The sequence below is a fragment of the Novosphingobium aquimarinum genome (genome assembly GCF_009746585.1).
Lineage (GTDB): Bacteria > Pseudomonadota > Alphaproteobacteria > Sphingomonadales > Sphingomonadaceae > Novosphingobium > Novosphingobium aquimarinum.
Genome location: NZ_WRPO01000014.1, coordinates 86,663 through 99,557 on the forward strand (window position 1 = coordinate 86,663; position 12,895 = coordinate 99,557).

Here is a 12,895-nt window from a genome sequence, read left to right on the forward strand (position 1 = left end):
CGATGAAACGCACGTTCAAGCGCCGATTGCCCCCGCAGATCCGCACGACCGGCTCGCGCGAGTGGCCTTCCGAGATCGACTGGATCGCCGCATTGGTCGTCGCTTTGTGGATCAACGGCCTCGGGCACCTTTTGCTCGGTTGAAGCGTTCTACAGGCAGCTCCGTCCGCACGTCCCCCTTGCCGTTGCGGCGGAGCAAAGCCGGGTGACGCATGTCGCGACTTTCGCTAGAACGCGACGCGAACATGCTCACTCGGCTTTCCATCCGCAATATCGTCCTGATCGACGCGCTCGACCTCGATTTCGTCGGCGGGCTCGGCGTGCTCACTGGTGAGACCGGCGCGGGCAAGTCGATCCTGCTCGATGCGCTCGGCCTCGTGCTCGGCAATCGCGCCGACAGCGGCCTCGTCCGCGCGGGCGAGGACCAGGCGAGCGTTACGGCCGTGTTCGATTTCGGGCGGTTGCCCGCGCCGATCGCCGACGCCCTGGCCGAGGCCGAGATCGACGTGGAGCCGGGCGAATCGCTGATCCTGAAGCGGCGCCTCAAGGCCGACGGCGGCAGCAAGGCTTTCGTCAACGACCAGCCGGTCGGCGTCGCGCTGCTGCGCGAGATCGGGCCGGCGCTCGTCGAGATCCACGGCCAGCACGACGATCGCGGGCTGATCAATCCGCGCGGCCACCGCATGCTGCTCGACCGCTTCGCGAGTGCCGATGTCGCCGGGCTCGAAGCCGCGTGGCGCGACTGGAGCGCGAAGCGCGAGGCGCTCGACGCGGCGCGGGCCCGCGTGGCGAAAGCGGCGGAGGATCAGGACCTGCTCGTCGCCTATCTGGAGGAACTGACCGCGCTGGCGCCCGAGGCCGATGAGGAGGAGTCGCTGGCCGAAGCGCGCGCGCGGATGCAGCAGGGTGAGCGGATCTCCGAGGATCTCGCCGAACTCGCGCACTTGTTCCAGGGCTCCGATTCGGCGCTGGCGAACTTGCGCACGGCGGCGCGGCGGCTCGAGCGAGTCGCGGGCGAGCATCCGCTGCTCGCAGACGCGCTCGGCGCGCTCGATCGCGCGGTGATCGAGGCGAGCGATGCCGAAGAGCATATCGAACGTGCCGCCGAAGCGCTTTCGTTCGAACCGGCCGAACTCGACCGGATCGAGACGCGGCTGTTCGATCTGCGCGCGCTGGCCCGCAAGCACCGCTGCGATGTCGCCGATTTGCCCGAAGTGGCGCGCGGCTATCGCGAACAGCTCGATTCGATCGAGGCCGGGAGCGAACAGATCGCCGCGCTGGAAGTCGCCGCCAGCCTTGCCGGCGAGCGCTATCGCGAGCTGGCGCAAGCGCTGCACGCGGCGCGGGTGGCTGGCGCGGAAAAGCTCGATGCCGCCGTGGCGGGCGAGCTGGCTCCGCTCAAGCTCGATGCCGCCAAGTTCCGCACCGCCGTCACGCCGCTGGCCGAAGAGCGCTGGGGGCCCCATGGCATGGACGCCGTAGAGTTCCTGATCTCGACCAACCCCGGCGCAGATTTCGCGCCGCTCGCCAAGATCGCCAGCGGCGGCGAGCTGTCGCGCTTCATTCTCGCGCTCAAGGTCGCGCTGGCTGAAGAGGGCGGGGCGGCGACCGTGATCTTCGACGAGATCGATCGCGGCGTCGGCGGCGCAGTGGCCTCGGCGATCGGCGATCGGTTGTCGCGCCTTGCCTCGAACGGCCAGCTTCTGGCGGTGACGCACAGCCCGCAAGTCGCCGCGCGGGGGCAGCAGCACTACATGATCGCCAAGTCCTCCGAAGGAACGGTGACGCGCACGTCCGTGGCGCTGCTCGACGAAGCCGCGCGCAAGGAAGAGATCGCGCGCATGCTCTCGGGCGCCGAAGTCACCGACGAAGCGCGCGCGCAAGCGGACCGCTTGCTGGAAGGCGTGTGAGGCCCTGAGGCCTTACGCTCAATCCTTCAGTACCTCGTCGAGAAACGCTTCCATCTTCGCCATCGAATCCTTGCGCGCGGCGTTGTTGCCTTCGCCGCTTCCGCCGAAATAGGTGAGCCGCGAGAGATCGCTGTCGGCGGGCAGGGGGCTCCCGAAGACGGCGTGGCCGGCATCCGCATAAGCGAGGATCTCGACCTCAGGCCCGTCCATGGCATCGGCGCGCGTCTTGACGCGGCGAGCCATGTCGCACGAAGGCCACAGCGTATCGGCTTCGCCGCAAATGAGCAGCACGCGGCCGGTGATCGCTTCGACCGGAATGATCGCGTCCTCGTGATTGGACAGCGCTTCGAGCCCGCGCCCGTATAGCTGCACCAGGGAATCCCCTTGTTGCACCTCGCCGAAAGGCAGGAACGGCAGCGGCTCGCCCGCGAAGCTCCACGAAGATCCGTATTCCGGGCGCTGCTCGGACGAGAACGAGAACCCTTCCCAGACGACGTTGCTCGGCATCGTGGCTACGACGGCCTTGAACTCGGGATGGCGCGAGGCGATCAACAGGGCCGCTTCGGCACCTTTGGAACTGCCGAGAATGCCGAGCCGCTCCGGATCGACGCCGGGCTGTTGTTTCAGCCAGGCAATGGCCTCGTCGAACGTTTCGACCGGCACCAGGGCGAAGTCGGCATTGGCGTCCGTGGTGCGGTAGTAGCTCTGGTAGAGGACGTTGTAACCGCGATCGCGCAGCGCCAGGGCATGCCGGTTGCTGCCTTTGGTCAGGCCGCCTTCCGAGCCGCCGAGCATCAGGATCGTCGGGTGCTTGATCTCGCCGCTCGCGGGATACCAGTTGCCCGGCAAGCCATTGAAGGTCACGCGGGTGCCGCCGACGTCCGCATCGGCGACCATGACCGGCGGGGCGAACTGCGCGGAGGCGGGGACCGGGGCGACGGCGAGCGCGGCCAGAGCCAGGGCGGCGCGAAAGATAAGACGCATGGTTCGGGCAAACTCCTTGAACGTGCTCCTCGATCGTCCCCCGAGTTTGCCCGGCGAAAGCCGGCGGCGCAAACGTCGCGGCGCATTTTTGCCCGATACGAGGTGATGGCCGATTGCGATTTGTCGGCTCTGGCGTATCGCTTTTGCATGACCAGCGAAGCCGAAGCCGCCAACGAACTGATGCGTCTCGCCCGTGCGATCGCGCGCGCCAACAAGGCGTATCACGCCGACGACGCGCCCGAGATGAGCGATGCGGAATACGATGCACTGGTGCGTCGCAATGCCGAGCTGGAAGCCGAGTTCCCGCATCTGAAGCGCCCGGATTCGCCGAGCGATGCGGTGGGGCACGAAGTCGCCGCGTCGCCGCTCTCCAAAGTGACGCACGAGGTTCGCATGATGAGCCTCGACAACGCGTTCTCGCCGGAGGAAGTGGCGGAATTTCTCGCCCGCGTGCGGCGCTTTCTCGCGCTGCCTGAGGACGCACCGCTCGCGGTGACGGCCGAGGACAAGATCGACGGGCTGTCCTGCTCGCTGCGCTATGAACACGGCAAGCTGGTGCGCGCGGCAACGCGCGGCGACGGGCTGGTGGGTGAGGATGTGACGGCCAACGTCGCGCATATCCCGGACATCGTGCAGGAGCTGAAGGGCAAGGACGTGCCCGAAGTCTTCGAAGTGCGCGGCGAGGTCTACATGGAAAAGTCCGCCTTCGCCGCGCTCAACGAGGCGCTGATGGACGAAGCGCGAACCGCCGCCGAAGTCAAGGGCGAGGAGTTGGACGAGGCCAAAGTGCGCCAATTCGCCAATCCCCGGAACGCGGCCGCAGGATCGCTGCGCCAGAAGGACGCGAGCGTCACTGCGCAGCGTCCCTTGCGGTTCTGGGCCCATGGCTGGGGCGCGGTGAGTGAAGGTGCGGTGCCGGGCGAGAGCCAGCACGAGGTGGTGCGCAAGATCGCAAGCTGGGGCCTGCCGGTCTCGCCCGATTTTCGCTTGTGCCAGTCGCTCGACGAGATGCTGGCGGCGTACGAGGCGATCCGCGAGGGGCGACCGGGCCTGCCTTATGAGATCGACGGCGTGGTCTACAAAGTCGACCGGCTCGATCTGCAGGCGCGGCTGGGCTTCGTCGCCAAGGCGCCGCGCTGGGCGATGGCGCACAAGTTTCCCGCCGAGCGCGCGGAGACGGTGCTGGAAAGCATCGACATCCAAGTTGGGCGCACCGGCAAGCTGACGCCCGTTGGGCGGTTGAAGCCGGTGCTGGTGGGCGGGGTGACCGTGACCAATGTCACGCTGCACAATCGCGACGAGATCGAGCGACTGGGTGTGCGCGAAGGCGACCGGATCGTGCTGCAGCGCGCAGGCGACGTTATTCCACAAGTTGTCGACAACCTTACCCGCAGCGAAGCTCGCGATCCCTACGTTTTCCCCGAGCGCTGTCCGGAATGCGGCAGCGAGGCGGTTGCGGAAGAGGGCGAAGTCGATGTGCGCTGCACTGGCGGGCTGATCTGCAAAGCGCAGCAATTCGAGCGGCTGCGCCATTTCGTCAGTCGCGGCGCGCTCGATATCGAGGGGCTGGGCGAGAAGACGATCGCCGAATTTCTCGATCTCGGCTGGCTCGACCGGGGCCCGCCGGACATCTTCCGCTTGCGCCGCCACCGCGACGACTTGCTCGGCCGGGAGGGCTGGAAGGACAAGTCTGTGGAGAACTTGTTGGCGGCAGTGGAAAGCAAGCGTTCGCCCGATGCGGCGCGCCTGCTGTTCGGGCTCGGCATCCGCCACGTCGGCGCGGTGACCGCGCGCGATCTGCTCAAGCGCTTCACTACGCTGCCTGCCCTGCGCGAAGCCGCCGAGAAGGCGCGCGGCGGCGACGAAGAGGCGCTGGCGGAACTCACCGCGATCGACGGCGTCGGCCCGGTGGTGGTCGAAGCGCTGGGCGACTTCTTTCACGAGGATCACAACAAGGCGGTGTGGGACGACCTGCTCTCGGAAGTCTCGCCGCCCGACTACGTGGTGGAGACCAAGGACAGCGAAGTCGCGGGGCAAACGGTGGTGTTCACCGGCAAGCTCGAAACGATGAGCCGCGACGAAGCTAAAGCACAAGCCGAGCGGCTGGGCGCCAAGGCCGCAGGCTCGGTCTCGGCCAAGACCGACCTGATCGTTGCAGGGCCGGGTGCGGGATCGAAGCTGAAAAAGGCGGAAGAGCTCGGCATTCGCGTCATCGACGAGGCGGAGTGGGCCGAAATCGTGAAGGCGGCGGGCTAGAGTCTATCTGCGTGTAGCGGCACCGGCCCGCTCCCCCAAAACCCCTCTAACCGAGGCGCTTCGCCAGTTCCACGAAGGCAAGGTCGTCGCGGCGGGGCATGCCGAAGCGCGCATCGCCGTACGGGAAGGGCGCGGAGGTGCCGGTTCGCGCGAAACCGCGGCGCTCGTACCAGGCGATCAGGGTGTCGCGAACGTCGATTACTTGCATGCGGATGCGGGTGCCGCCGTGGCCGCGAACATAGGCCTCGGCAGCGTCGAGGACTTGTCCGCCGACACCGCCCGATTGCGCCGCAGTATCGACCGCGAGCGAGCCCAGATACCAGGTACCGCGGCCTTCGTCGGCCAGCCAGACGCAGGCCATGGGCGGCGCGGTCGGATCGGGTTGCCAGATGAGGAGATGGCCGAGGGGCGTGTTGGCGAGGTCGTCGCGCAGCATCGCCTCGTCGGCGCGCTGCCCGCCCAGCAGTTCCGCTTCGCTGTTCCAGCCGGGTTGCCGATATGCGCGGTTGAGCAAGTCGGCGACGTCCCGCAGTTGGTCACCAGTGGCGGGGTGTAAGGTGACGAGCGGGGGGCTTGCGACAGGGTCGGTCATGCCTCGGCATGAACCGTCCCTGCGGCTATCGCAAGCGAGGCGCGGCGGCGTTCAGCCGCGGCGGCCTTGTTCTTCGTGAGCCTGACGATAGTGCTGCACGCGGGTGGCTCGCAGGCCGGACATACCCTCGCGCTCGACCGAACGCTGCCAGCTCGCCAGTTCCTCGAGCGTGAGATCGTAGCGCTCGCACGCCTCGCGGATCGTGAGCAAGCCACCATTGACCGCGGCGACGACCTGAGCCTTGCGCCGGATGACCCAGCGCGAAGTCTTGGGCGAAGGCAGATCCTCTGTTGTGAGCGCCTCCCCCAAGGGTCCGATCACTTCGGTCGGACGCGCTGCATCCCGACGAAGTCCTTCCTTCTGAAGCATTGTCGTTCCTCTCGATCAGTTAAACAAGACATGACCTCTGACGGGCTTAAGGATTGTCCCTGAAGCGTTAATAAGGGCTTCCGCCCACTGGTTAATTTTCAACATGCATTGCGCCTATAACCTTATGAAATAAAGACATTTTATCTCTTAAGAATTTGTCTGCGGCACTTAAATGGCCGTTTACCTATTCCCCTACCCTCACAATCAGGGAGGCGCTCATGGCTTGGGACCGACAAATGGAATTGAACGCGTTTGGTAGCCTCGTCGGTTCGGCGCTGCTGCGACACGTCTCGGCCGAAGGCTGCCAACTTATGGTCGAGTCGCTTCCGGTCGAGTCGGGTGCGCGACTCGCGGTCGTCGTCCCCGATTCGCCGCATTACGTTCTGGGTACGGTGCGCTGGCTCGTCGGCTCCCGCGCGGGGTTCGCCTTCGATGCCGACATCGGGCACGAATTGCGCGCGATCCTGGAAAGCCAGCATCCGCTGCCGACCCCCGTCCTGCTCTATTCGGCCTGACGGATCCGCGTCACTCTTCGATCAACGGCGGAATCCACTTCATCGTCCCACCCGCGAACGGCGTCCACTGCCCGACCCGCACGCCCGCCATGGCCAGCATGTCGCTGGTCCACTGGTTGCACGTCCGCGTGACGGTGTAGCGGCCGCCCGTTTCGTAGAATACGTCGTTGCGCCCGTAGCCGGAATGGCGCGGGCCGGGGCCATCGCGCCCCAGCTGCCCAGTAATGGCCGCGACCAGCGCGGCGTAGTCCTGCTTGCTCAGGCGTAGCGGCCGGATGTCGGGCGAGGCTGCCGGACGGACGTAGTGCGCGACGTGGAGCAGGCCTTCGCCGCCCACTCCGATCACGCGCAACGCGGTCGCGGGCGAAAGATCCCACCAGGTCGGCGTGTCGAGGAACACCTCGCGCTCGCCCCAGCTGATCGAGACGTGCGTGTAGGGGCGCTCGGCGGCGACGATATCGCGGACGGGGAAGGTGGCGCGCCAGTCCTTCGTCGGCGTGACCAGCGGCAGGACCAGCGCGGTGTGGACCCCGTTGGTCTCGACCATGATCGTGACGCCGCCGTCGTCGGGCTCGCGCCAATCGGCATTGCGGGGGATCGATGAGCCGACCCAGGCGGCGAGCATGAACAGGCCGATCGCGAGCGCGATCCACGCGGCGAGGCGGGCGGCGACGCGGCCCGCGCGCCGGATCAGCGGACCGCGCGCCGCCGCAGCCACAGGATCGACCAGTCTCCGTTCACGAGCCGCGCCGCCAGCCGCAGTCCATGGCGCTGGCAGGCGCTGCGCACCGCGCGTTCCTGCGTCGTCAGCAGCCCGGCAAGCACCAGACTGCCGCCCGGCACGAGCGCGCGCGCAAAATCGGGTGCGAGCGCGATCAGCGGCCCGGCCAGGATATTGGCGATCACGAGGTCGTAGGGCCCGCGCGCGGCGATCAGCGGATGGTCGAGCCCGTCGGCGACGGTCATCGCCAGTTGCCCCGCGCGGCCGCCGAGCGCGATGCCATTCGCCTGCGCATTGTCTTCCACGACGGGCACGCAGACCGTGTCGATGTCGCTCGCGGTGGCAAGCATGCGCGGCCACAGGCTGAGCGCGGCGAAGGCGAGCAAACCCGTGCCGGTGCCGACGTCGAGACCATTGCGCACCACGGTGCCGCGCTGCTTCATCGCATCGAGCATCGCCAGGCAGCCCGCGGTGGTCGCGTGCTGGCCCGTACCGAAGGCCTGGCTCGCCGGCACGGTGAAGTCGATCACGCCCGGTTCGTCGAGCGCGGGGTATTCGGGGGTGTGGACATGAAACCGGCCCGCGCGGATCGGTACGACGTCCTGCTGGCTGAGCGTCACCCAGTCGGCATCGGGCAGCTTTTCGGTCGCGAGTTCGGGCGCGCCGTCCACGAACAGCGCCGCGATCGCGGCGAGATCGGCCTTGCGCGGCTTACGCGGGAGCCAGGCTTCGAGCACCCAGTCCTCGGGCTTGTCCTCGGCGATCTCGCTGCCGGCGATGACGATCTCGGGATCCCAGTCGAACGCGTCCTCGTGCAAGAGCAACGCGCCTTCGACGACCGGCCGCGGGGCGTGCGCCGTGACTTTCCAACTCACGATGCGCTGCGCTCCTTCTTGAGCCGTTCGTCGAGCTTCTCGTGGATCGAATCGGCGTACTGGGCGCACGTCATCGGCGTCGCGCCTGCGATGCGGGCCCTCATTCCGCTGGCGGAGGGGTGGGGCGTCATCAGGATATCGCAGCGGGTCTCGCGCAGCCGATCGAGACTGGCATGATAAGCGGTGACCCATTGGGGGTGATCGGAGAAGCGGTAGTCGTCCGCACTGACGGGCGAGAGGCTGTCGGCATAGACCATGGCGCGGCAGTCGACACTGGCGGGCCCGCCTTCGCACGACATCCAGGTCCAGGAGAGCGCTCCGGCGGTATGGCCGGGAGTGGCGATCGGCGTCAGCGTCAGAGCGCCGAGCGTCACCGGCTCGCCCGGCGTGACGGTGCCATCCACGCGCGCAGCTGCGAACGGATCGTGCATGCCCGCTTGGGGATCGTCAGCGGCCGCCTCCCCGCTTGCGAGAACCGGGCCGGCGGCTTCGGAGGCCAGCAGACGTGCGCCGGTCATCCGCTGCAATCCGGCGAGACCGCCGACGTGGTCGAAATGCTCGTGGCTGTGCAGCAGGATTTTCACGTCGCTAAGGCGCAAACCCAGCTTCTCTATGTTGGCGGCGATCAGCGGCGCCCCGCCGCGCGATCCGCCGTCGATCAGGATGTGCCCGTCGGCACCGGTCACGAGGATCGCGGCGATGCCGCACGTGCCGACATAATAGGTGTTGCCGTAAATCCGGTAAGGCGGGCCGGCCTTGTCCCACTCGTCGAAGTCGGTGCAAGCCTCGGCCCACTGCGAGGCGGGGGGCGCTTCCGCATCCGTGACGGCGGTGGTGCTTGGCGGAGTCGGAACGGGCCCGGCCGTAGAAGCCGGCGCGGTCTGGCAGGCTCCGAGCAACAGCGCGGCAAGCGGCAATGCGGACTTAGCGGACATAGCTGGCTCCATTGGCGTCGAGCGTCGCGCCGGTCATGCTCGGCGGCGCATCGAGCGCGCAGAAAACGATCATGCTGGCGATTTCTTCGGGCTCCGCGACGCGGCCCAGCGGGATGTCGGCCAGCAGCGCCGCGCCGCCGCGGCTGGCGAGATAGTCGCCCGCCATGGCCGTGTCGGTGAAGCCCGGCGTGATCGCGAAGCTGTAGATAGCGTCCTTGGCATAAGCGCGCGCGATCGTCTTGTGCATGGCCAGCATGCCGCCCTTGGCCGCCGCGTAGTGCCAGTGCGCGGGCGAATCGCCGCGATGTCCGGCGCGGCTGGCAACATGGACGATCCGGCCGGAAACGCCGCGCTCCTGCCAGTGGCGCACCGAGAGGCGCGAAAGCTGCGCGCTAGCGGTGAGGTTGATCGCCAGGGTTCGCTCCCAGGCGGCGAGCCAATCGCCGTCCCCGGCATCGAGCGGCACGGCTTCGAACACACCGGCGTTGTTGACCAGCACGTCGATCGTGCCGCCCGCGCGGTCGAGCGCGGACTGCCACAGCTGCGCGGGCGCATCCGGATCGGCGAAGTCGGCGGCGAGCGTGTCGCCGTCGCGCGCGGTGGTGGCCTGGGCGATGACGTGGGCGTCGCGGGCCTTGAGTGCGGCGACGGCGGCGGCGCCGATGCCGCGGCTGGCCCCGGTGACGAGAATGGCAGGTGATATCATGGCCTCGCTCTAGGAGCGCTTGCCCGTCCTTGCAAAGCCACACGCGACGAATGCGGCTGTCCGGAAGGCGAGGTTGCCCCTAGCGGCGCTTGAACGCGAGCGCATTTCGATTAAGGGGGGATGCGAAATCCATCGTATCGGCAGTTCCGGGGGCAGTTCCGGCGGGTCTGCCGGCCGCCAAAGGGGAACGATTAGCATGGCTCAAGCCGGCACCCGCAACCGACCACTCTCGCCGCATCTCCAGATCTGGCGCTGGGGTCCGCACATGTTCGTGTCGATCCTGCACCGCGTCACGGGCAGCGGTAACGTCCTCGGCCTCGCGATCCTGTTGTGGTGGCTGGGCGCGCTGGCGAGCGGACCCGGGGCCTACGCGTTCTTCGCCCAGGTGATGACCAGCCCGATCGGCTACATCGTCCTCGTCGGCGTCTCATGGTCGTTCTTCACGCATATGATGAGCGGACTGCGCCACTTCGTGCTCGATATCGGCGCGGGCTACGAACTCGAGATCAACAAGATCTGGTCGATCGCCTGCCCGGTGCTCGGCGTGATCCTTACGGTCCTGTTCTGGGCCATCCTGCTGCTGCGCTGAGGAACTGACTGACATGGGTAACGGAACCTCCATCGGCCGCGTGCGCGGCCTGGGCTCGGCCAAGGCCGGTCCGCATCACTGGCTGCAACAGCGCTACACCGCGATCGGCAATCTGCTGCTCGGGCTGTGGTTCGCGATCTCGATTCTGCTGATGCCGAACCTGTCGTACGCGGCGGTCACCGAATGGCTCGGTTCGCCGATCCCGGCGACGGCGATGGCGCTGCTCATCATCAGCACGATCTGGCACGCGCGGCTTGGCCTGCAGGTCCTGTTTGAAGACTACGTTCACGACGACGGCAGCAAGTTCGCGGTCCTCGCAATTCTCAATCTGGTTTCCTTCGCAGCGGCCGCCTTCGGCCTGTTCTGCGTGATCCGCCTGGCGCTGGGAGGCGCATGACATGGCTACCGAGCCTGCATATCCGATTATCGATCACACCTACGACACTGTCGTCGTCGGCGCCGGAGGCTCGGGCCTTCGCGCGACGATGGGCGCGGCCGAAGCCGGGCTGAAGACCGCCTGCATCACCAAGGTCTTCCCGACGCGCTCGCACACCGTGGCGGCGCAAGGCGGCATCGCCGCATCGTTGAAGAACAACACGCCCGATCACTGGACCTGGCACATGTACGACACCGTCAAGGGGTCGGACTGGCTGGGCGACCAGGACGCGATCGAATACATGGTGCGCGAGGCGCCCCAGGCGGTCTACGAACTCGAGCACGCGGGCGTGCCGTTCTCGCGCAACGCCGATGGCACGATCTACCAGCGCCCGTTCGGCGGCCACATGCAGAACATGGGCGAAGGCCCCCCGGTGCAGCGGACTTGCGCCGCGGCGGACCGCACCGGCCACGCCATGCTCCACGCGCTCTACCAGCAGAGCCTGAAGTACTCGGCCGACTTCTATATCGAGTACTTCGCGATCGACCTCATCATGGAAGGTGGCCAGTGCGTCGGCGTGATCGCGCTGTGCATGGATGACGGCACGATCCATCGCTTCCGCTCGCAAGCCGTGGTGCTGGCGACGGGCGGCTATGGCCGCAGCTATTTCACCGCGACCTCGGCACACTCCTGCACCGGCGACGGCGGCGGCATGGTGCTGCGCGCCGGCCTGCCGCTGCAGGACATGGAGTTCGTGCAGTTCCACCCGACCGGCATCTACGGTGCGGGCGTGCTCATCACCGAGGGCGCGCGCGGCGAGGGCGGCTACCTCACCAACTCCGAAGGCGAGCGCTTCATGGAGCGCTATGCGCCTTCCGCGAAGGACCTTGCCAGCCGCGACGTCGTCAGCCGCTCGATGGCGCTGGAGATTCGCGAAGGCCGCGGCGTGGGTCCGAACAAGGACCACATCTTCCTGCACCTCGATCACATCGATCCCAAGGTGCTGGCCGAGCGTCTACCGGGCATTACCGAGAGCGGCAAGATCTTTGCCGGGGTCGACCTGACTCGCCAGCCGCTCCCGGTGGTGCCGACGGTGCACTACAACATGGGCGGCATCCCGACGAACTATCACGGTCAGGTCGTCACCATCGGTGCCGACGGCGATCCCGAGACGGTGGTTCCGGGGCTCTACGCGGTTGGCGAGGCGGCGTGCGTCTCGGTCCACGGCGCCAACCGCCTGGGTTCGAACTCGCTGATCGACCTCGTGGTGTTCGGCCGTGCGACTGGTCTGCATCTCAAGGAAAACATCGTCGCGGGGATCTCGCAGCCCGAGCTGCCGAAGGATTCGGCGGATCTGTCGCTGTCGCGGCTCGATCACTTCCGCAATGCCAACGGCGGTTCGCCGACGGCCGAAATCCGAACCGAAATGCAGCGCACGATGTCGGCGCACGCGGCGGTGTTCCGCACCGACGAAGTCATGGCCGAGGGCAAGGAAAAGCTCGCCGCGACCTACAAGCGGATGGAAGACATCCACGTCACCGACAAGGGCCTGATCTGGAACTCGGACCTCGTCGAAACGATGGAGCTCGACAACCTCATCAGCCAGGCCTCGGTTACGCTCGCCAGCGCGCACAACCGCAAGGAAAGCCGCGGCGCCCACGCGCACGAGGATTATCCCGATCGCAATGACGCCGAGTGGATGAAGCACACCGCGGCGTGGTTCACCGGCTGGGGCGGTAAGGGCGGCGAAATCCGCATCGATTACCGCCCGGTCCACGAATACACGCTCACCGACGACGTCGAGTACATCAAGCCCAAGGCGCGCGTGTACTGATCCAGGGCTTTGCCTGCCGGAGCAGTGCGCTCGCGACAGGTTTGCGCTAAGGCCGGCGCGCTGACTATAGTGCTCCCCATGGGCCGGGTCGTCCCGGTCGAGGGGAGCACCGAGTGGAGTAGGAAGCGCATAAGCGCTTCCCCTCCCCGAACCGTACGTGCACCTTTCAGCGCATACGGCTCTCCATTCAACCTTGGCCCATGGCCATGGCGACGTCATGATAGCGGGAAGTGA

The 12,895-nt window shown here is 67.1% G+C and carries 14 protein-coding genes; 7 read left to right on the top strand and 7 right to left on the bottom strand.

From position 1 onward, the window contains the following. The first annotated feature begins 2 nt into the window (after positions 1–2). Positions 3–143, top strand: coding sequence for a hypothetical protein (locus GQO94_RS14225; protein WP_156842094.1), 141 nt, complete (start codon positions 3–5; stop codon positions 141–143). A gap of 101 nt (positions 144–244) precedes the next feature. Beyond that, positions 245–1,909, top strand: a complete 1,665-nt coding sequence (gene recN / locus GQO94_RS14230) for a DNA repair protein RecN (RefSeq protein WP_156842112.1) — start codon at positions 245–247, stop codon at positions 1,907–1,909. A gap of 18 nt (positions 1,910–1,927) precedes the next feature. On the opposite strand, the gene GQO94_RS14235 is transcribed toward recN, so the two are convergent. After that, positions 1,928–2,893: an acyl-CoA thioester hydrolase/BAAT C-terminal domain-containing protein gene (locus tag GQO94_RS14235; RefSeq protein WP_156842095.1), complete on the bottom strand. Its 966-nt coding sequence runs from the start codon at positions 2,891–2,893 to the stop codon at positions 1,928–1,930. 147 nt (positions 2,894–3,040) lie between these two features. Between GQO94_RS14235 and ligA the strand changes: the two genes are divergently transcribed. Next, positions 3,041–5,149, top strand: a complete 2,109-nt coding sequence (gene ligA / locus GQO94_RS14240; protein ID WP_156842096.1) for an NAD-dependent DNA ligase LigA — start codon at positions 3,041–3,043, stop codon at positions 5,147–5,149. Positions 5,150–5,195: 46 nt separating this feature from the next. Here the strand turns inward: ligA and GQO94_RS14245 are convergent, their stop codons facing one another. Continuing rightward, entirely contained in the window at positions 5,196–5,741 is a 546-nt protein-coding gene (locus tag GQO94_RS14245; protein WP_156842097.1) for a GNAT family N-acetyltransferase, read from the bottom strand. Between the two features lie 51 nt (positions 5,742–5,792). Next, positions 5,793–6,110, bottom strand: a complete 318-nt coding sequence (gene sciP / locus GQO94_RS14250) for a CtrA inhibitor SciP (RefSeq protein WP_156842098.1) — start codon at positions 6,108–6,110, stop codon at positions 5,793–5,795. 218 nt (positions 6,111–6,328) lie between these two features. On the opposite strand from sciP, the gene GQO94_RS14255 reads away from it, so the two are divergent. Then, positions 6,329–6,625, top strand: coding sequence for a PilZ domain-containing protein (locus GQO94_RS14255; RefSeq protein ID WP_156842099.1), 297 nt, complete (start codon positions 6,329–6,331; stop codon positions 6,623–6,625). Between the two features lie 10 nt (positions 6,626–6,635). On the opposite strand, the gene GQO94_RS14260 is transcribed toward GQO94_RS14255, so the two are convergent. From GQO94_RS14260 to GQO94_RS14275, 4 genes are read right to left on the bottom strand one after another with little or no spacing between them, the layout of a single operon-like run. Then, entirely contained in the window at positions 6,636–7,343 is a 708-nt protein-coding gene (locus GQO94_RS14260; RefSeq protein ID WP_232332943.1) for a DUF2459 domain-containing protein, read from the bottom strand. Further along, a complete protein-coding gene (locus tag GQO94_RS14265) occupies positions 7,316–8,221 on the bottom strand; it encodes a 50S ribosomal protein L11 methyltransferase (RefSeq protein WP_156842100.1) in 906 nt (301 codons plus the stop codon). The genes GQO94_RS14260 and GQO94_RS14265 overlap by 28 nt, the downstream gene beginning before the upstream one ends. Next, positions 8,218–9,156, bottom strand: coding sequence for a subclass B3 metallo-beta-lactamase (bla, locus tag GQO94_RS14270; RefSeq protein ID WP_156842101.1), 939 nt, complete (start codon positions 9,154–9,156; stop codon positions 8,218–8,220). Before bla ends, GQO94_RS14265 begins: the two co-directional genes overlap by 4 nt. Beyond that, the gene (locus GQO94_RS14275; RefSeq protein WP_156842102.1) at positions 9,146–9,862 is read right to left on the bottom strand and encodes an SDR family NAD(P)-dependent oxidoreductase; all 717 of its coding nucleotides are present in this window, start codon (positions 9,860–9,862) and stop codon (positions 9,146–9,148) included. Before GQO94_RS14275 ends, bla begins: the two co-directional genes overlap by 11 nt. Positions 9,863–10,058: 196 nt before the next feature. Between GQO94_RS14275 and sdhC the strand changes: the two genes are divergently transcribed. Genes sdhC through sdhA form a run of 3 tightly spaced genes read left to right on the top strand, consistent with a single transcriptional unit; the run spans position 10,059 to position 12,661 of the window. Then, on the top strand, positions 10,059–10,451 hold the full coding sequence (gene sdhC / locus GQO94_RS14280) for a succinate dehydrogenase, cytochrome b556 subunit (RefSeq protein ID WP_156842103.1): 393 nt from the start codon (positions 10,059–10,061) through the stop codon (positions 10,449–10,451). Between the two features lie 13 nt (positions 10,452–10,464). Next, positions 10,465–10,848 carry a succinate dehydrogenase, hydrophobic membrane anchor protein gene (gene sdhD / locus GQO94_RS14285; protein ID WP_156842104.1) on the top strand — a complete coding sequence of 128 codons (384 nt, stop codon included), beginning with the start codon at positions 10,465–10,467 and terminating at the stop codon, positions 10,846–10,848. A 1-nt stretch (position 10,849) separates the two neighbouring features. Then, on the top strand, positions 10,850–12,661 hold the full coding sequence (sdhA, locus tag GQO94_RS14290) for a succinate dehydrogenase flavoprotein subunit (protein ID WP_156842105.1): 1,812 nt from the start codon (positions 10,850–10,852) through the stop codon (positions 12,659–12,661). Positions 12,662–12,895 lie beyond the last annotated feature (234 nt).